This is a genomic window from Paenibacillus sp. Y916, from assembly GCF_056786435.1.
In genome coordinates this window covers 18,692-40,567 of sequence record NZ_JBXCJA010000010.1, presented here as the reverse complement: position 1 = coordinate 40,567, position 21,876 = coordinate 18,692, and the positions used below count along the sequence as shown (strand labels likewise).

The window sequence follows — 21,876 nt, the reverse complement described above, 5'->3', positions numbered from 1 at the left end:
ATATTGTTGTTTTTGGTGAGAATAGTGTCCATGTGTTCCGTTAGAAACGTCTAACATGCGATTGACTTACTATGGCAACGGGAGAGAGAAACAGATGCAAAGGAACGTTCGATAATGGAGTAGACTTTTTCGTGAGGTCGCCTCGTTTCGGATGTTTGTAGGAGGACAAAGAGAACAAGGCTACTCATGTAGCCTTGTTCTCTTCGAAATAAGCATTAATAATTTTCAGAAATACATTGGGGAAGGCATATGATGCCATGTCTGCTTCACCAATCCAGCGATACTCTGTCATCGGATCCCCAATGTCCGCCGCATCAAGCGAATAAGATGCTGGGCTCTCCGCCACAAGCGATTGTTCCTCTTCCTTGCAATGATAGACCTGAAGCTTCCAACGAATATGACTGAAGATATGCTCTATATCCATGAAATGCTCCATACCTCGGGTCGGAATACTTTCTACTAACAACTCTTGATATAGTAGTTCCTGCGCATTCTGATCCGCTACTCTGCCACCGCGAGCTGTGGGAGATAGGATATGTGGAAGTTCCCACATTCGGGCAAGCAATCCACTCTCTGGACGTTGTCTAATTAATACGTGTCCAGCATGAGCCCCCTGTCCTTCAATGAGCCCAACAACTCGTTGTTCTGGACGTGGCGGCTTACTCTTCGTTTTAATAGGAAGCTCCCCCTCCTTCCCTGCAATCCTTGCCTCACAATGCACCATAACAGGACAGGTTAAGCAATAAGGGGACTTTGGTGTACATACCAAAGCCCCAAGTTCCATAAGCGCCTGGTTAAAGTGAGAAGCCTGTCCTTCTGGGATCAATTCCACCACTAATCTTTCCATAAGAACACGCGTACTAGCTTTCATAATGTCTTCTTCAATTAAGAAGAATCTAGATAACACCCTCATCACGTTACCATCTACGGCTGGCTCCGGCTGATTATAAGCAATGCTGAGAACTGCTCCCGCTGTATATGGACCGACGCCCTTAAGTGCGAGAACGCTCTCTTTGTCATTCGGTACCTGACCCCCGTGTAGATCTAGCACCTGCTGAGCAGCGTACTGTAAATTACGTGCGCGAGAGTAGTAACCCAGTCCCTCCCAACACTTCAACACATCCTGTTCTGGCGCATTGGCTAGTTCCTCGATCGTTGGGAACCTTTCGATAAATCGATTGAAGTAAGGAATGACTGTATCAACACGCGTTTGCTGAAGCATGATTTCAGATATCCAAATATAATAAGGGTTACGATGGCGCCGCCAAGGTAGATCCCGTCGATTCTCAAGATACCATTCCAGCAAATTCTCACTGAAATAGCGTTGTTGTTCAACGTTAGACATACTGCTTCTCCTTATCTATCTTGTATTCCAAGGTGTATAATCTGACTTAAGCTCAGATCAACTTAATCTTTCAATAACAGCAAAAGCAGATGCTAGCTCCCTTTGATGAGTAATACTCAAATGAATAGCATACCCTTCAGCTTGTGCCGAGAGGTTCAACTTTCCCCATGCTTGCTCACTTAATTCCACCTTTGGTTTCCCCAAGGCATCGGGGAGTACCTCAATATCTCCAAAATTAATAATCGCACCAATGCCGCAGCCAAATGCTTTGACTATGGCCTCCTTAGCAGTAAATCTTCCTGCTGTAAACTCTGCTATCTTCCTGCCTCGATTCTGGGCAAGCTCATATTCTTTCAACGTCAATACACGATGTAGGAACGCTTCTCCATTCCTTCCACTTAGTATCTGTTCTATTCGTTTAATTTCTAATATATCGTGACCGACTCCATAAATCACTTCTGCTCACACCTTCCGTACCTATCTCCTATAACTCCACTCTTGATTGTAACAGTCACTGACTTATGTTGCGACAATTTCCAGTTATCATCACAAAAATGAAGGCAGCGTTTCTTGTGAAAAAGGCTGCCCTGTGCCCATTTCTAAATCTCAAATTCCGATTATAATTCATCCGAATGTACATAGAATGACGACTATACGCTCACGAAAAACACTTCACTCAAAAAGGTAGACAAGCAAGGATCAAATAGTTGCAGTAATGGTACTTACTTCGAAGGCAAGATGGGGAGTGAAAGATTTAGTTGTACAAATGTCAGTTAAAATAGGGGAAATGGTGAAAATGGATGTTTCTAAGCCATTTAGATGTTCTTTTTGCAGCTATTGGAGATTGGAGGTGAAGACTACCGTCCTTGAAAGAGGACGGTAGCGCCGTTTCTACTTGAACTCGAGCTTATATTCCTGGTATGGCATTACGCTTGTGAGCTGATCTTGTATAAATGCCTTCCAGGCGTTCTCTCGATGCCGGGGAAATTTCCTTCCCCTCCAAATAATCACTATTCTCCTCATATGTAAGACCGAGTTCAGCTTCATCTGTCTGTCCATCCCATAAACCAGCAGTAGGCACTTTATCCAGTATGGACTGCGGCACACCAAGATATGCCCCAAGCTGACCTACTTGACGCTTATTGAGGGTACTAAGTGGTGTAATATCTGCTGCGCCATCGCCCCATTTAGTATAAAACCCTGTAACCGATTCAGATGCATGATCCGTTCCTACGACAATTAGGTTCAACTCAAAGGACAGTGCGTACTGCATAACCATACGCGTTCTCGCCTTGACATTGCCTTTGCCTTGATGTGTCATGTGCCGATGAATTCCCAGACCCTTGAGCCCCTGTTCTACTTCCAATGCTACTTCAGTTACCGTATCTTCGATATTCGTCTCCGCCGTATGTTTAAGATCGAATGCCTTCGCTACAGCATAGCTATCGTCAATATCTTCCTGTGTACCATAGGGCTGAAACACACCAAGTGTCATATAATCTCGACCTGTTTCTTCACATAATTCATCCGTCGCTAATTTACATAAACCAACAGCGACCGCACTATCAAGTCCACCACTGATCGCAATGAGTAGTCCAGTAGCCCCTGCCTTCTTCACATAATCCTTCAGAAAGGTCACTCTCGCCTTAACCTCGGCTTCCACATTTATAGAAGGTTTTACCCCTAATTTCGCAATGATTTCTTCTTGTAAACTCATGACAAAAGCACCCCTATTTCCTAAAGATGATTATCTGTGAAATGAATCATTCTATATAAAACCCCGGAGCTGTCAGACTGACACAACTTCGGGGTTTATGTTGCAACTTAAAGAAAATAATTACTTACACAAACGATCAAATGCATCCGTTAGTTCTGCAGCGATCTCTTGCGCCGATCTATCTTCTATTTGGTGACGTTCTATGAAATGAACGAGTTCTCCATCTTTCATCAGTGCTATCGAAGGGGATGATGGAGCATATGGAGCGAAATATTCACGCACTTTAGCTGTTGCTTCTTTCTCCTGTCCAGCAAACACAGTGAACAACTGATCTGGTACAACATCATTTTCCAACGCCATAGCTACTCCAGGACGACACTGTCCAGCAGCACAACCACATACTGAATTGATGACGATTAAGGCCGTCCCTTTTCCATTGGGTACATTTACCTCTACTTCCTCAGGTGTTCTGAGTTCCTTAATTCCTAAACTTGTTAATTCATCCCGCATCGGTTGAATCATATCTTGCATATATCGATCAAAAGACATAGCCATTCTTATTCACTCCTCAATAATAGTTAAAATTGAAATCATTACTATGATTATACCTATTCTGAATGTTTGAAAGCAAGCAATGGCGCAGATAACTACTTCACATTCTCTGTCACCAACATATGCTACAGTGTCTATTTCAGACTTTCTATCTCAGTAATAAGTTTCACTGAAGCACTATCACGAGGAAACACCACTGTAAAGATGGTTCCGACACCCTCTTCGGAATGAACATTAATTTTACCTTTATGACGCTCGACAATACTCATACACAGTGCCAATCCAAGACCCGTCCCTTGCTCCTTGGTCGTGAAAAAGGGGGTAAACAACTTCTCTAGCTTATTCTGTGGAATGCCCGACCCAGTATCTTTCACAATCAGTTCAATACTCTTCATACTCATCTTGGTCTGTAATGTTAACTGCCCCTTGTTTTCCATAGCCTCCATTCCATTACGTGCTAAGTTTAGAATGAGCTGTTTAATCTCTTTAGAATTTAAACGTAACTTAGGCAAACTCTCCTCAAGTTCCAAAACAATACTTTGTCCTCGTAAATTTGCATCTGCCCACAGTAGTGGACTGAGTTCATGAATAATTTTTTGTAAATCACAATCTTCCTTCTCCGTTATCCGATTCTGCGCAAGTGACAAAAAGTCATTGATGATAGCATTTGCCCGATCTAACTCTTCCATAACGATTCGATAATAATAATCCAAAGAGCTTGGACTCTTCTCATTCATTAGCTGCAAGAACCCACGAACCACAGCCATGGGGTTACGAATTTCATGTGTTATACTCGCTGCCATCTGACCAACTAAGCTCAACCTTTCCATATTTCCTAATTCATTACGTAGTCTTTCAAGCTCCGTAATATCTTGAATAACCAGCACAGCACCAATAATTTCACTTGTAAAAGAGTTCGTAAGTGGAGACGCGTTCGTATAGTATATTCTAGAGTCACTATGTGTCAATTCTTGATCCATGATCACACCTTTAAGTGCTTGAGAAATTTGAATTTCAATATTCTCCTTTTCCACCAAATCAGTAAATAAAGTTACAGAATAGCCAAGAATATCGTCTTTAGTCAGACCAGGATTCTTCACCTTGAATAGATTCATCATCATTTCATTAATACTCGTCACTTCACGATTCCTATTAAAAGAAACCATACCAATAGGCGCCACATCCATCAGCTGCTGTAATTTATCCTCTTCACGTAAATATTTCTCTGACATCCCCATAATCTGTTCCCTAAGTAGCAATCTCTCAAATGAAAATTCGATCAGATAAATAATCATGGCTCCACATAAAATACTAATAATTAGATAAATGGTACTGATAAACAGGAAGTTTATGTTATAGAATTGGGGTGTTCCTAATAAATCTACAGGTGATACAATCACCAATAGCATAGCAGGTAACAAGCATATCATGACTCGATTGATCTTTACCTTTAGAGAAACCTTTAGAAAACTTGCAGATGTGTAAAACAATACTGGAAACATCAATATTCCCGTATGTAACAGTAAACCAGATATAGAACACTCTTCTGTAAATATGAAATAAAAGGTGATATATATAGCAGCCAGAGGGATTCCAGATCTATAGCCTCCATACAAAATGGCAACAAATAGCGGAACAATCCCCATATTAAGGGGCACTACGTCGTATATTGTTGAGGAAAATATAGAACAAAGCACCAAACTAATGGCACTAGACACTACGATAACCACAGTATAACCAACCGAATCAAGATGTCTAACATTTCTCTTGTGTCGTATGTATGCATCAAGAATGAGGGGAAAAAGAAATGAAATTGAGCCGGATACTAAAACCTGCAATAAGATATCCTTAAGGGCACTATAAATGTCCATCCCACCTTCCTATCTACCTACGGCTTATTACATTATATTCTATAGTATACTTCAAGCAGAGTTGTTGTAACCTATATCTATTTGTTATGATCCTTATAGATATGGTTAATCAGCTAACTAAAGGATTAACTGCAAAGGGAGATTATAAATGATATACGATGTTATTGTTGTGGGCGGAGGTCCATCAGGACTTATGGCTTGTGTAGCAGCTGCCGAGAATGGCGCTTCCGTCCTATTACTTGATAAAGGAAATAAATTAGGGCGTAAGCTAGGCATATCTGGAGGTGGTCGTTGCAACGTGACAAATGCGATGGAAACCGAGGAGCTTATTGCCCATATTCCAGGGAATGGTCGCTTTTTATATAGTGCATTTGGACATTTTAACAACCGTGATATTATGGCTTTCTTCGAGGGCCTAGGAATTGCTCTGAAGGAAGAAGACCATGGAAGAATGTTCCCGGTAACGGATAAAGCTTCTAGTGTAGTCAACACCTTGCTAGGTAAAATTCGTGATTTGGGTGTCGCTATAAGTACGCATAGCCCCGTTGCTGAAGTTCTCTACGAGAATGGACATACTGCAGGCGTGAGGCTCATCTCTGGAGAGAAGATCAAGGCTGCCTGTGTCATCCTTGCTACGGGCGGTAAATCCGTACCACAGACCGGTTCAACAGGAGATGGTTATCCTTGGGCTGAGGCTGCTGGGCATACTATTACAGAATTATATGCTACGGAGGTTCCGATTGTTTCTAGAGAGAAATGGATTATAAACCGCGAATTACAAGGGCTATCCCTTCGTGATGTGGACCTCACCGTATGGAACCCGAAGGGGAAACAAGTCATTCATCATCGTGGTGACTTTATATTTACCCATTTCGGAATATCCGGTCCGATCGCACTTCGGTGCAGCCAATTTATTCGTCAGGTTCAAAAAAAGTTTAACGTTAAGGAAGTGGAGATGTCCGTTGACCTCTTTCCAGATTACTCAACGATGGAACTTGATGCACTCCTCAAGGAACGTCTAGAGGCTGAACCCAAGAAAGCGATAAAAAACGTATTGAAAGCTACCCTGGCTGAACGGATGATTCCGATACTACTATCTAAAGCTCAACTGGATGGGGATATCACCTACGCACATTTGCCAAAAAACCAATGGATAGACTTTATAGCCTTGTTGAAGAAATTCAGCTTCAATGTAACAGGTACGAAATCCATTGAGGAGGCTTTCGTTACTGGAGGTGGAGTTCACCTGAAAGAAGTAAATCCCCAAACGATGGAATCTAAATTGATGCCAGGGTTATTCTTTTGCGGAGAGATTCTAGATATTCATGGCTATACAGGGGGATATAACATCACCGCGGCATTCTCTACAGGTTATACAGCAGGCATGCATGCAGCAAATGGTCAGTAGCCTAAGATGCCGCTACGATAACGGATTGTCCTTCCGATCGCTGTTGCCCTCTGATTTCTTGATTGTATACCGCATAGCGGTTGAAATCAGAGGGCAAAGCATATGCTTACGAAGTAGCTTTCCTTCGGAAAGCTTGTAGGCGAACGCTACCGCTTCTTCAGGTCAATTCCGTCATCCTCGCTGCTTCGAACATTAGGGCTTTATTTATCAAAATTCATTTCCCAAAATTAATAGCATCAGTATTACAGTACCTCCTACAACCCCACTACCTTTTTTGAATCTACGTACTAATAGTTTCATGATCTCGATAAGATCAAGAAACTCAGGATAACACTAGTTAAACCATACAGGATTATGGCTAGAGGAATCATAAGTAACCAACCCCAGACCAGACCCAACCAAGATAACGAGAACGCAATCGACATGACTACGGCGAAAGGTAGGAGCATACTTCGAATCGCAATCACTCGCGCTTGTGAGGTTATTTCCGATGGCCATGGTAGTATAGCTATCCAATCATGATTGAGAAAACTGATCCAATATCGTGCATGCCAATACGTTAACATCGTATATACTGCTAGCAGTACCAAAATTTTAATGATAAAGGGTGGAAATATAATAGCCAGTATACATGCAGCTGTGAATTGTAGATAAAGCTTACGATCTTGCGGATTGCGGAATAAGGCCTTAACAGCAGCCCCCGCCAAACGCCGTTCTGCTGAACGAGAACGATACAAGTAAGGTGAATGACGAAAAATACGCGTTTTAGTACGTGTTGGTTTAGGAGGGTCCACAGCTTGACTTAATAGCCAGTTAGTAAGCACCATCCTCCGCTTGCTATCCTCCTGTACATCGTTCATGAACGTGCCTTGCATCCGTAATCTAACCCTGATCAATAGGATCACGATAAATGCTAACAGTACAGAAATCACCAACAGCCATTGCACCTCATGCATCCCTATCAAAGACACCTTCATGTATAGGAAACCGATTAATCCTAATGTTGGAATCAAAAGAAGATGCCTTCGCCAACCTTTGAGTTTCACAATCACAATATGGCGAATCCAAGCAACAATCCAACTCGTCGTTATCGAAAAGATCAAATAACATGTACCCTCTACTGCATTCACGCCTAAACCTTGTACCAAGAAAGGCAATATTATGATGAAGACTAACGTAGTCATCAGCAACATAACCGCCATGCTATATACGGATCCGCGTAACATCAATCCACGCATCCAACGTTGGCTCATTCGTATGAATAAAACATCGCCTTCCTGCACGAAAAGAATAATTCCTGATCTATATATTATAAGAAGCATAATTGCTAGAAATGTACCCGCAGGCAGAGCCTCACTCCATTTCGGAAGACCCTCCACCCATAAACCGTAATATAATCCAGAAGCAAGTAAAATACCTGGTATAAAAATATAGAGCCATACGGTCCAATCGATAACAGATCGAAGAAGGTTAGCTTGGTTTCGGAAATACTCTCGTAATCGTCGCCAAAAAAGGCTACCCGGATTTGCAAATTGATATGAATTAAACGACTTCATCCTAGGGCCCCTTCCCTTAAATCATGACATCGAAACATTCAAATAACGATGCCTCTTCTGATTGCTGGGCAAGCTTTCGTATGTCCCCTAACGTCCCCTGTGCCACCACTCTTCCATCTGAAATCATAATAAACGTATCACATATTTTCTCTGCTGTATCCAATACATGTGTGGACATTACTACACCCGCTCCGCGTCGTCTCTCTTCTTCCAACAAATCAAGAAAGTCCTTGGTTGCATGTGGATCCAGACCAACAAAGGGCTCATCAACAATATAAATATCAGGACGTGCCAGAAAGCCAATCATCAGCATCATCTTTTGCTTCATCCCTTTCGAGAATCCTGCCGGCAAAAGATCCCTCGACTGACCCATGTCAAAGCGCGTAAGCAGTTCTTCCGCATGCACAACAAAATCGTCATAATCTATTTCGTAAGCTGCAGCAGCAAGGTCCAAGTGCTCCCATAGCGTTAAATCCTCATAAAAAATAGGTTGCTCTGGTATATACGCATATGTACCAGAACCCCCTCCAATAGACACCTCCGCTTTTACATGTTCAAGAAGTCCAAGTATGCTCTTCAGGGTAGTACTCTTACCCGCACCATTAGGCCCGATAACCCCTAACAATTCTCCACTCCTGACCTGGAAGGAAATATCAAAAATACATGGATCACCCTGTTCATATCCAGCCTGCTCAATGTTAACCTCTAACACGGTCCCCATAGCTTGATTCCCTCTCATATCCAACCCTATTCTCAAGACATCCTCACCTTTCTTTATTGATATTTCAACTCTCTCATTTCATTAGATGTACTCAGAAGCTCATTGACTAGATCCTGTGCACGTTTAGCATCTTTAGCATGCCCCTCCATAGTTAAGCCTGTTTCTTCTGAACTAGCCAAAGTCTCTTCAGATACAGAAGATATGCTTGCAATCGCCTCGTTAATTTTAGTATTACCATGCACAATTTCAATCATATTCTGATTAACCGCAGAAATCTTTAACTTTACACTGTGTAAGCCTTTATTAATGGAATGGAACATAACCCCACTCTCTTGAACCAACAATGATTGATCACTGTTCATTTCCTTTAACAACTTCATGGCTTGAACTGAATGTAGGGAATCTGTTGAAAGGGATGACGTAATCTCTTCGATATTCGACGATAACTCTTGAGTCTGTTCAGCTAACTTACGAACTTCCTGTGCAACTACATTAAATCCTCTACCTACTTCGCCCGCTCGCGCAGCCTCGATGGAGGCATTGAGTGACAATATATTAGTCTGATTGGCTATACTTGAAATATTCTTCGTTATATCCTGAATATGGTTCGTTCTAATATGTAGGGAATGAATAAGTTCAGATACCTTGATCGTATTCATCTCCGCTTCTGAAGACTTCTCTCTTAGTTGTTCGATGAGCACAAGGCCACTTCCTGCTGTCTGTTCCGTAAGGTCAGCTTCTTCTTCCATCTGAATGGAGAGTCTTGATGTCTCTTCTACTTGAGTCTGTATGGATTGAACCATATTAGTTTGTTCCTCTATAGAATTCGCATTATGTCTTGCCCCTTCACTAATCTCTTGTACGGCCATAAAGACAGATTGCGATGATTGGTATTGTTTGACGACGATATCATGCACCTCTTGTGAGTTCACACCTAGAATATTCGCAATCTTCACTATATCCTGATGTAGATTTTGTTCCATTGTACGAGCATCATTGGCCTCCTTGATCTTATGATCCATCGCTTGTTTCATACGAAGAAAGCTGTACACCACAGCAATAAGCCCTGAAATAAACAGTAATAGAACAAACACATGAATCATTAGTGTCGTTGTAAACTGACTATACGCAACCTCACCTATTTCAATTTTGCTCACTGAGTGAAACTTGTCTATCACGTAAATACAATTCAGAATCAAGATTAAGGCACATACAATCGAGATGAACACACGATCAATATAAACACAAAATAAGGCTGCTAATGGAAATACAAATGTGAATGTAACATCTGTAGTAGAAGTCATTAATGTAAATACATACATGGTGAAGAATCCACCAAAAGTTATATATCTAGTATATTGACTTAACGGTGATTTGATATAAACAATACTTCCAATCACAATTGAGACCAAACCAACAAATAATATTACTATAACAAATTCAATACTCCGCGTCCCTTTCATATACTCAATCATAAAACCAGCAGATAAAATTAAGACCATAATCCAGCTTACAATAATCACAATAAAGTTTGCGGACTTTTCATACTGAAAACTATTCATCTTTCACACTTCTTTCTGTGAATAATCACCCTAATATCCACCATACTAGATGAATATTCCTATTCTCTCTATGATGTATATATCTAATTTACCCATTCACTGTGACAAATCACATTTCCATTAAAAATTTATTCACGTACAATAAATAATAATCAAATCTAGCCATTTATGAATATAAGGGCGGTGAGAAGCATGATCCAAATCCAAGAAGTTGATACTCAAATGTCTCTGCATTTGTACCGCGTATTTGCCAAATCTTTTAAAAGTGTGAACGAGCATGCCGTAAATGGTAGCAAAATTGAGGGCTTTAACTCAACTGCCTTCGCTGTGATGGAGGTTCTATACTATAAAGGAGCTCAGCCCATCCAGCAGATAGGCTCAAAGCTATTACTCCAAAGTGGAAACGTCACCTATATTATAGATAAATTAGAAGAACGCGGATACCTCATTCGCAAGCCGTGTCCTAATGATCGACGTGTCATATTTGCAGAGCTAACATCTGAAGGTGAACACCTCATGAATGATATGTATCCTAAATACTCTGAAAGAATTCACAGAGCACTAAGCGGTCTAAATACGGAAGAGAAATGTCAAATGATATCTCTCCTTAAGAAAATGGGGCTTCAAGCTGAGCGGCTATCCCCATCCACAAGAAAATAATCATGTACTTGTTAGTCATAGCCCTATATAAAGATAAATGTCCCTTCTTCACTTATGCGAAGAAGGGCTATGCCGTCTTATTTAAGTACTGCGACAAAAAAAGACTTCGCCGTCCTTAAATAAGGAGGGCGAAGTCTTTTCTACTTGTTAAGCAATCTCTTTTATCATCATCGATGCATGACTTTTCTTATCTTGACTAGCATGTAATTTTACCATCGCAAATCTTGCAATCGGTTGAATCACTAAACTCTCAGCTGCAAGTACGATCAAGAAATTTCTTGGCCAATTCGTTACCCAGTCGCTAAATGTCTCTGAACTAAAACCGTTTCCTGCGATCCCCCCGATAAGTGTCATGCACGCTGACATTCCAATTACAGTGAATAAGATACGGAATAGAATCTTTGCATTAAAGCTATCTGTTGGTGCAGTAAATTTCCCAACTAATTTTTCTGCAATACGACCTACAACTACTCCTTCAAGAAGCATCGCAATAACCACCATAATCGGATATATTTTAAGAATCGATACGACAACTTCCCCATCGAATTTCCCTGCACCTAGAATGGTACCTAGTGATGACATTAACAAAGCAGTCAGCGCACAAATGATAACACCATATAATGCTCCCTCCTTACCGTTTCTTGGCAATCTTGTTTCCTGTTTCATGTTTTTCTTCCTTTCAAATGTGTATTTCTAGATAGTCTATTTCACTAATAAATTTGGAAATACCTGCGAAATAGTTCTTAATGGATCACTTGTTCTTCGGGTTAAACAAAGCATAATAGCACCTTCAATAGAAGCTGTCATCATTAAAGCAATTGAATTAGCTGTTTCTATCGAAAAGCCATCTGCTACTAACTTGTTCGAAAAGATCTCTTGCCTCTTTGTGAAAGATAGAGCACAGGCATTTCTGACTGGTTCACTTAGTGATCCCATCTCGCTAACGATGCTGCTAAATGTATAACCAGTAATCATCCCTTCTCGATCAAATTGAACTACCAATTTCTCGATCATCGCTTGGATAGCTGTTTGAGTAGATGGATAACGTTGGATTTTTTCCTCCATATCCGTTGTAATTTCTTCATTCAACGAATGAAGACAAGCGATGAGCAATTCTTCTTTTCCGTTTGGAAAATGATGATAAAGCGCACCTTTTGAAAGGTTACATGCCTTTAAAATTTCATTTAATCCTACACCCAAATAACCCTTTTTCTGAAAAAGAGTTGTCGCGATGTCGATTATCATCGATTTCGTATCCATTCCCATAGTTCGCCTCCTACATACCAACCGGTCCGTTTGTAACTATATCAAAAAAAATCTTTATAAGTCAAGCCTCATTCTCAGGGGATGGTATTGTATTCTTAAATCTACTGACCACTAACATACTGATGATGGCTATCACAGCCATCACGATGAAGAGAGAATGCAAGCTTCCTTCTAGCACATCACGCATACTATGCCACAAGGAATCAGAGAAATTCTTCGCTTCCTCCGGTGTAAGTAGCTTATTAATATCATCTTGAGACATATTCTCTGTCCCAGGTGTATTCTTTAATAAAGTAACAATTCTTAAGTTAATCCATGAACCAAAAGCAGCTACTCCTATCGTCTGACCCAACGAACGAATAAATGAGTTAAGCGCAGTAGAGGATCCTCGTAGATTATACCCTACCGAGGACTGAGCAATAATGGTGAATACGGTCGAAGTATAACCAAAACCAATCCCGTAAATGAAAGTAATACCCAATAAGATCAAATTCGGGGTATCTCCAGTAATCATCACCATTCCTATAGCACTGATTACAATGGCTCCGACTCCAAGCATCGTCGTCTTTCGTGAACCCACTGTGAGCAACATCCTTCCTCCTGCAATTGATCCCAATATCCAACCTATCGACATAGGCGCTAGGGCGAGACCGGAGAATGTTGCGTTCTTACCCAATACCCCTTGAATCCATAGCGGTGTATATGTTGTAAGCCCAATTAAGAGCGCGCCGATCAAGAGATTCGCAATAGACGATACAGCAATGTCTCGGATTCGAAAGAGCTTGAGCGGAAGCATCGGTTCCTCTGCTCTTCTCTCCACAATAATAAACACCACAAGAAAGAATACAGAAATAACCATACAGCCAATTAAAAATGGTGAATCCCATGAGTAATACTGACCCCCGGTCGCCATGGCCAACAACAGTGCCGTGACTCCAATCGTAAACGTAACGGCTCCAGCTACATCTACTCGAACTTTCTTTCTCACTACGTGTTTAGGTAGATAACGGGCAATAAGGAAGATCGATAGCAATCCGAATGGCACATTAAATACGAATATCCAACGCCAGCTCCAATAATCAACGAAATATCCTCCAAGCAAAGGCCCAATTAAAGAGGATATACCCCATACTGAGCTAATGATTGCTTGAATTTTGGCACGTTGTTGTAATGGATATATATCTCCAATAATTGTAAAGGATACAGGAACGATAGCACCTGCACCTATCCCTTGAATTGCTCGAAATATAATGAGTTGTTCCATGTTTTGAGAAAACCCACAAAGTAATGATCCCAATGCAAATATTATTGAACCAACGATAAATACTGGCTTCCGCCCATAGATATCACTGATTTTCCCGAAAATCGGTGTCGTTACAGCCATCGTCAACAGATACGCTGTAAATATCCAGCTCATGAGCTGCATACCACCGAAATGACTTACAATAGCTGGCCCAGCTGGCCCTGTAACAGTACCCTCAATCGCTGACATGAATGTTGAGAGTAAAAGACCAGTCAATATTAACTTACGTTTAACATCTACAGATGAGTTCACAATTAGTAATTCCTTTCTTCTGCCAATGGGCGATACGATATAAGATATACTCCTTGTATTTTACAGCATACATAGCCCAAATGCATACCTGTTCTGTTGACTTCTGATCATAACGATATCTCCTTGTAGATCTGCAGCCAATCACTATGCAGTATTGAATATATATGTACATCGTGAAACCCATCCACTGTGTGACGATAATCTCTCAATCGTCCTTCCATCTGAAAGTGTTGAGCTGTGAACAATCTGCCTGCCCGTTCATTCCGCGGGTCTACCAAGGCTTCAATACGATGAAGCTCCATTGTTTCAAACCCATATTGTAATAGCAGCTTAACCGCCTCAGTCATGTAGCCTTGTCCCCAATAAGAACTAGATATCTCACAGCCGACTTCCCCCCGATATGCTCCTTCTAATTGCCACATATTATACCCACAGCTTCCTATCCATTCATCATTTGTTTTGTCCACAATCCCCCATCTCAGTCCGTCCTCCGTCTCGGATAAGGCATTTAGGAATTGAATCATTTCCACAGCATCCTCTAAAGAATCTAACTCTGGAATGCCTGAATGTTCTCGAACCTCTTCCTTTGACCAACATTCCAACAGTGATAATGCATCTTCATATCGCATTCTTCGAAGTAGAATTCGCTCACCTTCAAGCTCAGGGATATTCCCACCACAAACGTACATATGTATGCCCTCCTAACTCCATATTTTGAATATAATTACTCTACCACGTATATTCCGCAATAAGAACCTTACACAATTTTGTTCACAAAAAAAAGAAGTGCCAGCCGTTTCCAGCCAACACTCCCCAATTAAATACGCTATAGTTGTTACTATTTACTCTTCCTCTACTTCGTTCCTTCCAACTAGCAATATACTTATGATCATAATAAATGCAATAAGTGCAAGTAAAGGAATGGTGATGAAACCGAACCAGTTTAGGTAATCTACATTACATGGTATCCCGACGGAACATGGTGCAATTCCCGCAAATGCAGGAACCATCTGCTGTAAATAATGATATATGGATATACTACCACCAATGATGCTTAGAGGAAGTACGTAAGAGAGGATCCTTCTATCATCTTTATAGCTGGCAATTCCCAATAAAATGACTTGAGGGTACATGAGAATCCTTTGAAACCAACATAACTTGCAGGGTTCGTACAGTAGCACATCACTTAAATACAAGCTTCCGCCCGTGGCAATAATCGCTACAACCCAAGCTAGATACAGGGAATACGTTCGAATAAACCCTCTGAATCTCATGATTATTTCTCCTCTTGCCCCGCACTTTGTAATGCTATTTCGTCATTGATTGTCTTTGCAAGGTTATTATAGTTCATATCGCCTGTAAATTGAATTCCATTGATAAATATTGTTGGCGTACTGCGCACATTGTTCTTAATCGCAATTTTCTGCTGCTCGTCCACTTCATTCTGATACGTCTTGTTCTTGATATCCGCAGCTAACAGGTCATAATCAACTGCTATATTCTCTTGACGTGCTAGTTCAACAAGATATTCAGGTGTGGCCCAGATGGTCAACTCATCTTGCTGATTATCATAAATAGCATGATAATACTTCCAGAACTCTTCATTATTCTGATGGTATACCGACTGTGCTGCCAATGCCGCTGTATTAGAATCTTTATCAGGATCAATAATTAAGTAGTTCATATAGTGAAAAGATGCAAGACCTTGATCTACAAAATCCTTCACTAATTGTGGTTTGAAGTTCTGACTGAAATATTGGCAAGAAGGACATTTATAATCACCAAACTCAACAATTTTCACTGGTGCATCAGGATTCCCAATGACAGGTAAACTCTCATATGCAAAAGATACGGCGTTATCCCTCGAACTCTCATCAGACTTTGGTAGTAATGCCAGTATTACAATTGCAAGGACGATAATACCTGCCCCAGTAATCCACATAATTTTTTGCGTAAGCTTTCTTTGCCGTTCTCTTTCAGCCTTTCGCATGGCGATCGCATTAGCATTCTTCTTCGGTTTCATGAATCTTTTTAGCCCCTTTCTTCTCTCAGATTAATTTGTCAATTGACTATCTCACAATAAGGTTGTAAAAGTCTGTTTAACTATAACAATTATAGTAACCTGCCTATATCAAGTCAAACCTTTAAACGATTGTTCAAAAGTCCCTTTCGAAATATATTTCTTTGTTATAAGATGTTCAGTATGATTAATATTATCAGTTCAAAAGGGGGTATTCATTATGGCACTAATTCAATGTAACTTTTTTTCTGAGGTTCTCGGTTTAAGTACTTCAATGACAGTAATTCTTCCGCAGCAGACAAGAACACAAATCGGTATGAACAATAATATATTGGGTGATAAACATCCCACTTTATATTTATTACATGGCATGAGCGATGACGATTCAATCTGGCTACGTCGCACCTCCATTGAGCGATATGTAGCTGAGCTGGGATTAGCTGTTGTTATGCCTAGGGTAGATCTTAGCTTCTATACAGATATGGCCCATGGAAATCGATACTGGACCTTTCTAAATGAAGAGTTACCCGAGATTGCTAGATCTTTCTTCCCTCTCTCAGATGCAAGAGAAGATAATTATGTGGCCGGATTATCTATGGGTGGCTACGGAGCGATGAAGCTAGCATTACGTAGACCTGATCAATACGCTGCTGCAGCTAGCTTATCTGGTGCGCTTGATATTGCTAATGATAGATTACATCAAGACCACCCTTTGATCCATAATCAGATCTTTGGCAATCAAGATATCCGCGGGACGGATAATGATATTCTTCAGTTACTTAAGCAGTGTGATCAAGCAGATGGTCCTAAGCCACTTCTCTATCAATGTTGTGGAACAGAGGACTTTCTGTACGAAGATAACCAAACTTTCCGCAAAGCATGCGCTCAAACCGAACTCAACCTTACATATGAGGAAGAACCCGGTGAACATGAATGGGGATATTGGGATGCCAAAATACAAAACGTATTAGAATGGCTTCCCCTACGCAATAAATCATAACTAACGGCTATAAGGAAGGTGATGTCTGATGTTTCAAGCAATTCCCTACGGGGACAACCGAAGCGGCTCATTCGTAGCCGTATTAGAACAATTAAAAGCACTGATTCAAGATGAACCTAATGCCATCGCTAACTTAGCTAATGCATCTGCACTACTCAACCTATTTATGAAAGATATCAATTGGGTGGGGTTCTATCTCTATGATGGTAAGGAGCTTGTCCTCGGTCCATTCCAAGGATTGCCCGCCTGTATCCGTATTCCCCTAGGTCGTGGAGTGTGTGGGACTGCTGCTTCCGAACGTCGAACCATATTAGTTGATGATGTTCATGCCTTCCCAGGCCACATCGCTTGCGATGCAGCCTCGAATAGCGAAATTGTCATTCCTATCATCAAGAACGGCGAACTTTACGGCGTACTAGATATTGATAGTCCTCTAAAAAACCGCTTTGACAGCGAAGAACAACAATTTCTGGAACAATTTGTAGACATTCTGACCGCTCAGATATAGTTCATAACATTGTAACCACTAGTTATAGTGAGGTGTTCTGATTAGAATAAAAAGTGATGGTTCCCTCATGGATAGAGGAACCATCGCTTTTCTGAATATAACCATGTTATAAAGTTACATCGGTCTTACCACTAGTGAAGAAGTTTACGTTTATGATGCCAGTGATGCATGGTATCGCTAGCAGGTATGAGCTGCAACATCATCAATAATCGCACTCCGCATCTACCATTTACTATTAAGTGCAATAATACAGCTAACATCAACCCAATCCCCCCGAAACTAACTTTAGTTGCATGGAGTACATCTAAATTCAGCCCAATCCCTCTGAAGCTAACTTTAGTTGCATGGAGTACATCTAAATTACTGGAAACTCTACTTTTCAGCGTTATCGCCATTTTTAACTGTCCTTTTTACAACTAAATCTCTCTTCCCCTACTTTTCCTGCTAATTAAGTGTACTTTTGCATCTATTCGAGCCTCACAGCCTCACCTTCACTCCTTAACCGACCCTAGTGTGATCCCTGTGATGAAGAAGCGCTGTAGAAATGGATAGACAATCAATACAGGAATCATCGCGATGAAGATTTTGGCTGAGTTCAAGGTTCGATTCGAGAGCTCACTCATTCGTTGGATTTGCTCAGCGGTCATCGTATTCGCATCAATCACAACGACCATCTGCTGGATATAGGTCTGTAGCGGATAGTTATCCGAGGTTGACATCAATATCAACCCATTAAAGAACTCGTTCCAGTGATATACAATACTGAATAAGGTGACCGTCGCAATAACGGGACCCGCAAGCGGGACGAATATCTGAATCAACATACGCCATGGACCCGCTCCATCCACTAGTGCTGCCTCTTCAAGCTCCTTGGGCAAATTGCGGAAGAAGTTGATCACGAGAATAACACTGAATACAGGTACACTGCTTCCTAACACAAGCGCCCAAATATTATTAATGAGCCCAAATGATTTCACGGTCATATACCAGGGGATCAGCCCACCATTAAACAGCATTGTGAATACGAGAATCCACATCAGCACGTTACGGAATGGTAGCTCCTTAGCCCCCTTGGATAGTGGATAGGCCATCAATAGGATGATGACAAAGTTTAGGCCTGAGCCTAGCACAACACGTTGGATGGAAATCCAGAACGAATTAAAAAATTTACGATCACCCATAATCTCTTTATAGGAACTGAAGTTAAATCCTACTGGCCACAATCCAACCTTACCGGAGCTAGCTGCTGCATTATCACTTAGCGAGACGGCAAGCGTATACCATATAGGAAGTATACATAAGAGTGCAATACCCACCAGGGTGATGATAAGGAAGATATCGAACAGCTTGGAGCCTACCGTATTATCTTTAACCATAGAAGTACACTCCTTTTTATTAAAAGATACGGTAATTGGCAAACCTCGATGCCATGTAGTAGGAAACAGTAATCATGATAAAGCTGACTACAGACTTTAGTAAGCCCATTGCTGTTGCTAAGCTAAACTGTAAATTTACAAGACCGGTTCGGTATACCCATGTATCAATAATATCTCCGCTCGAATAGACAAGTGGGTTATACAGATTGAAGATTTGCTCAAATCCAGCGTTCAGGACGTTACCTAAACTAAGCACAGAAAGCAATATAATAGCTGACACGATTCCGGGAATCGTGATATTTTTCATCCGCTGTAAACGTGAAGCGCCATCTATCGCAGCGGCCTCATATAAAGAAGGGTTAATGCTTGTTAAAGCTGCTAAATAGATGATCGTGTTAAACCCAAATTCCTTCCATACGTCACTTCCTACAATGAGGGCCGGGAATAAATCCGCTCTACCAAAAAATAGAATTGGCTTCACATCAAAAATGGAAAGCATCTGGTTCACGGGTCCTGTGTAGCCAAACACATCTAACAAAATTCCCGATAGAATAACCCATGAGATAAAATGGGGTAAGTAGACGATCGTCTGAATCCATCTTTTTAGATAGGATATCCTTAGCTCATTCAGTAATAATGCAAACAAAAGCGGGATCAGTAGATTGCCAATGATTTTCAAAACAGCGATAAAGATCGTGTTGAAGAGTATCGTACCACTATCGTTAAGTGAGAACATATATTTGAAATTGTCTAATCCTATCCACTCAGAGTTAAGAATTCCGAGACCAGGATTATAGTCTTGGAAAGCCATCACAATTCCGAACATGGGCACGATACTAAACAAGGTTAGCCAGATGAATCCGGGGAGAAGCATCATGTAATAATGTTTGGCAAATCCCTTGTTAACCATAGTTCATCACCCTTCCTTTCTCAGTTGTTGATAGAAAGGCACCGGAGACTTCCCAGCGCCTAACACGGATCTATACTACTTCGCTAGTTCTGCAACCTCACTCAGAATTTCATCTCCACCTTGCTTCTTCCAATCCACTACGAACTTATCGAATGTATCAAGCGGCGCTGCCCCCATAATGATCTTAAGGAAGGTTTCTTTCTCCATCTTATCGAGCGTAGCCCATTTGCTCTCCATGGTCTTCGTCTGTGAATAAGTCAAACTATAAGTTTTAGTAAATGGTTCCATAAGTGGCGCTACTCCGACCATTGTGGAATAGAGGCGTTTCCAAGCACCAAGATCTGCATTGGGATCCCAATATTGGATATCCACCTTGTCATAAGGCTCCAGCTTCACCTTCTTAATATTCTCAGCATCTGCTTTCAGCAGTTTATAGCCTGGAATATCCAACTCTTCTGCTGTCTTCGTGCCTGCCAACACTTCTTTCATCATGTTGTAGGTGACATACATTTCATCCATTGGAGCAAAGACAATACGCAACGGATAGTTACCAATCGCTACACTCACATCGAAAGTCGCTTCATCTCTCAATAAAAGATTCTCCATCTTAATGGCTGCCTCAGGGTATTTATAGTCCTTGCGAACAACGAGAAATTGATTCGACGGTGTACCCATATGAGGGGTGAACTCTCCATTGCTATCTAGCAAGGAATAAGCTTGCCAGTTGGCTTCGGGATTGTTCTTTATGGCATCCGCTAAGGGGCCATATCCACCAGCCCACCACAGTCCGAAATAAATACCTGAAGTGCCATTCTTGATTAATTCCTGCGCATCCTTACGTATGCTCATCTCTTGATCGATTAATCCCTTCGAGTATAAGTCTCGCAATTTGGCAAGTGCTTCCTTGGTTTCCGGCTCAATCGATCCATACGTCGGCTTGCCATCAGCACCTTCTAACCAGAATCCTGGATAAGAATGATAGACGCCAAAGATCGGATCAAATCCATAGTTGTTATTATTCGGATTAATAAAGTCTGCGTTGATCAGACCGCCCGATTGAGGACCCGTGATGCCGATCGTATCCGCTTTCCCGTTACCATCAGGATCTTGTTCGATAAATGCTTTCGCAACCTTTTCCAAATCTTCGATATTTCTTGGGACTTCAAGATTTAGTTTGTCTAACCAATCTTTACGAATCCACATAATATGCTGCATATCCGTTTCACCTGTTACGTTAGGCAAGGCATACATTTTGCCGTCAAAAGTAACTGCCTGTTTAGCAAGCCCTTCTGTTGTTTCAATAATTGATTTAAGCGTAGGTGAAGCATATTGCTCGTATACCTCAGTCAGATCCGCAAGTTGATTGCTCTTCACCATTTGTCTTAGTTGCGTATCCGTCACAACTAGCGCATCTGGTAAATCATTGCTCGCGATGGAAAGGTTGACCTTTTGCTGATAATCCTTCCCAACCCCGGCTTGCCAAATGATCTTCGTATCAACGTTCAATTTTTCTTTAACGTATCTTGTATAGGTGTTATTCTCAGGCGTATCTCCGGATGGCAAGCTTTTATCTGCTGAGTCTACCTCTTTACCAATATTAATTGTAATAGCCTCACTGTACTTGCCGAATGGGTCGTTTGGATCTTGAGTAACAGTCTCTCCCTTACTGGAGGTCTTGCCATTCCCACATGCCGACAAGATTAGCATGACGGTTACCAATGTTAAGACGATGACTTTTCTCGTGTTCTTCATATTCGCCCCTTCTTTCATCCTTGTATTTGTTTACACTCTAAAACTAACACAAGATCTAACTACCCTTAGATAGAAGGTGGTTACACTTTGAGGTAGA

22 protein-coding genes are annotated in these 21,876 nt (G+C 41.2%); 4 read left to right on the top strand and 18 right to left on the bottom strand.

All coding sequences use genetic code 11. The features are described 5' to 3' along the window. Window positions 1-184: 184 nt before the first annotated feature. From mutY to AC1TO9_RS18420, 5 genes are all read right to left on the bottom strand, one after another. Complete coding sequence (gene mutY / locus AC1TO9_RS18440) at window positions 185-1,345, bottom strand: A/G-specific adenine glycosylase (protein ID WP_482056153.1); 1,161 nt, start codon at window positions 1,343-1,345, stop codon at window positions 185-187. A 57-nt stretch (window positions 1,346-1,402) separates the two neighbouring features. Beyond that, entirely contained in the window at window positions 1,403-1,801 is a 399-nt protein-coding gene (gene acpS, locus AC1TO9_RS18435) for a holo-ACP synthase (RefSeq protein WP_482056152.1), read from the bottom strand. A 451-nt stretch (window positions 1,802-2,252) separates the two neighbouring features. Continuing rightward, window positions 2,253-3,062, bottom strand: coding sequence for an ammonia-dependent NAD(+) synthetase (nadE, locus tag AC1TO9_RS18430; protein WP_482056151.1), 810 nt, complete (start codon window positions 3,060-3,062; stop codon window positions 2,253-2,255). A gap of 120 nt (window positions 3,063-3,182) precedes the next feature. Then, window positions 3,183-3,617, bottom strand: coding sequence for a BrxA/BrxB family bacilliredoxin (locus AC1TO9_RS18425; RefSeq protein WP_482056150.1), 435 nt, complete (start codon window positions 3,615-3,617; stop codon window positions 3,183-3,185). A gap of 131 nt (window positions 3,618-3,748) precedes the next feature. Continuing rightward, a complete protein-coding gene (locus tag AC1TO9_RS18420; RefSeq protein WP_482060115.1) occupies window positions 3,749-5,344 on the bottom strand; it encodes a two-component system sensor histidine kinase NtrB in 1,596 nt (531 codons plus the stop codon). Between the two features lie 289 nt (window positions 5,345-5,633). Between AC1TO9_RS18420 and AC1TO9_RS18415 the strand changes: the two genes are divergently transcribed. Next, window positions 5,634-6,893 carry a BaiN/RdsA family NAD(P)/FAD-dependent oxidoreductase gene (locus tag AC1TO9_RS18415; protein ID WP_482060114.1) on the top strand — a complete coding sequence of 420 codons (1,260 nt, stop codon included), beginning with the start codon at window positions 5,634-5,636 and terminating at the stop codon, window positions 6,891-6,893. A gap of 296 nt (window positions 6,894-7,189) precedes the next feature. On the opposite strand, the gene AC1TO9_RS18410 is transcribed toward AC1TO9_RS18415, so the two are convergent. From AC1TO9_RS18410 to AC1TO9_RS18400, 3 genes are read right to left on the bottom strand one after another with little or no spacing between them, the layout of a single operon-like run. Then, window positions 7,190-8,449 (bottom strand): ABC transporter permease, encoded by a 1,260-nt coding sequence (locus tag AC1TO9_RS18410; protein WP_482060113.1) that lies wholly within the window; start codon window positions 8,447-8,449, stop codon window positions 7,190-7,192. Between the two features lie 16 nt (window positions 8,450-8,465). After that, complete coding sequence (locus tag AC1TO9_RS18405) at window positions 8,466-9,170, bottom strand: ABC transporter ATP-binding protein (protein WP_482060176.1); 705 nt, start codon at window positions 9,168-9,170, stop codon at window positions 8,466-8,468. A gap of 53 nt (window positions 9,171-9,223) precedes the next feature. Continuing rightward, the gene (locus AC1TO9_RS18400) at window positions 9,224-10,732 is read right to left on the bottom strand and encodes a methyl-accepting chemotaxis protein (RefSeq protein WP_482060112.1); all 1,509 of its coding nucleotides are present in this window, start codon (window positions 10,730-10,732) and stop codon (window positions 9,224-9,226) included. A gap of 192 nt (window positions 10,733-10,924) precedes the next feature. Between AC1TO9_RS18400 and AC1TO9_RS18395 the strand changes: the two genes are divergently transcribed. Next, window positions 10,925-11,392, top strand: coding sequence for a MarR family winged helix-turn-helix transcriptional regulator (locus AC1TO9_RS18395; protein ID WP_482056145.1), 468 nt, complete (start codon window positions 10,925-10,927; stop codon window positions 11,390-11,392). A 147-nt stretch (window positions 11,393-11,539) separates the two neighbouring features. On the opposite strand, the gene AC1TO9_RS18390 is transcribed toward AC1TO9_RS18395, so the two are convergent. The 6 genes from AC1TO9_RS18390 to AC1TO9_RS18365 all read right to left on the bottom strand — a co-directional run bounded on the left by AC1TO9_RS18390 (window position 11,540) and on the right by AC1TO9_RS18365 (window position 16,236). Beyond that, on the bottom strand, window positions 11,540-12,058 hold the full coding sequence (locus tag AC1TO9_RS18390; protein WP_482056144.1) for a DUF2798 domain-containing protein: 519 nt from the start codon (window positions 12,056-12,058) through the stop codon (window positions 11,540-11,542). A gap of 36 nt (window positions 12,059-12,094) precedes the next feature. Next, window positions 12,095-12,658, bottom strand: coding sequence for a TetR/AcrR family transcriptional regulator (locus AC1TO9_RS18385; protein WP_482060111.1), 564 nt, complete (start codon window positions 12,656-12,658; stop codon window positions 12,095-12,097). Between the two features lie 61 nt (window positions 12,659-12,719). Then, a complete protein-coding gene (locus AC1TO9_RS18380; protein WP_482060110.1) occupies window positions 12,720-14,213 on the bottom strand; it encodes an MDR family MFS transporter in 1,494 nt (497 codons plus the stop codon). A 107-nt stretch (window positions 14,214-14,320) separates the two neighbouring features. Next, window positions 14,321-14,902 (bottom strand): GNAT family N-acetyltransferase, encoded by a 582-nt coding sequence (locus AC1TO9_RS18375; RefSeq protein ID WP_482060109.1) that lies wholly within the window; start codon window positions 14,900-14,902, stop codon window positions 14,321-14,323. Window positions 14,903-15,055: 153 nt separating this feature from the next. Then, complete coding sequence (locus AC1TO9_RS18370) at window positions 15,056-15,487, bottom strand: disulfide oxidoreductase (RefSeq protein WP_482056140.1); 432 nt, start codon at window positions 15,485-15,487, stop codon at window positions 15,056-15,058. 2 nt (window positions 15,488-15,489) lie between these two features. Next, a complete protein-coding gene (locus AC1TO9_RS18365) occupies window positions 15,490-16,236 on the bottom strand; it encodes a thioredoxin domain-containing protein (RefSeq protein WP_482056139.1) in 747 nt (248 codons plus the stop codon). 217 nt (window positions 16,237-16,453) lie between these two features. Between AC1TO9_RS18365 and AC1TO9_RS18360 the strand changes: the two genes are divergently transcribed. Then, window positions 16,454-17,233, top strand: a complete 780-nt coding sequence (locus AC1TO9_RS18360) for an alpha/beta hydrolase (RefSeq protein ID WP_482056138.1) — start codon at window positions 16,454-16,456, stop codon at window positions 17,231-17,233. Window positions 17,234-17,261: 28 nt separating this feature from the next. Then, on the top strand, window positions 17,262-17,741 hold the full coding sequence (locus tag AC1TO9_RS18355) for a GAF domain-containing protein (protein WP_482060108.1): 480 nt from the start codon (window positions 17,262-17,264) through the stop codon (window positions 17,739-17,741). A gap of 131 nt (window positions 17,742-17,872) precedes the next feature. Here the strand turns inward: AC1TO9_RS18355 and AC1TO9_RS18350 are convergent, their stop codons facing one another. The 4 genes from AC1TO9_RS18350 to AC1TO9_RS18335 form a co-directional block, all read right to left on the bottom strand. Then, window positions 17,873-18,136 (bottom strand): hypothetical protein, encoded by a 264-nt coding sequence (locus tag AC1TO9_RS18350; protein ID WP_482060107.1) that lies wholly within the window; start codon window positions 18,134-18,136, stop codon window positions 17,873-17,875. A gap of 96 nt (window positions 18,137-18,232) precedes the next feature. After that, window positions 18,233-19,117 carry a carbohydrate ABC transporter permease gene (locus tag AC1TO9_RS18345; protein ID WP_482060106.1) on the bottom strand — a complete coding sequence of 295 codons (885 nt, stop codon included), beginning with the start codon at window positions 19,115-19,117 and terminating at the stop codon, window positions 18,233-18,235. 19 nt (window positions 19,118-19,136) lie between these two features. Next, window positions 19,137-20,027, bottom strand: a complete 891-nt coding sequence (locus tag AC1TO9_RS18340) for an ABC transporter permease (protein ID WP_482056134.1) — start codon at window positions 20,025-20,027, stop codon at window positions 19,137-19,139. A 75-nt stretch (window positions 20,028-20,102) separates the two neighbouring features. After that, window positions 20,103-21,779, bottom strand: coding sequence for an extracellular solute-binding protein (locus AC1TO9_RS18335; RefSeq protein WP_482060105.1), 1,677 nt, complete (start codon window positions 21,777-21,779; stop codon window positions 20,103-20,105). Between the last annotated feature and the right edge of the window lie 97 nt (window positions 21,780-21,876).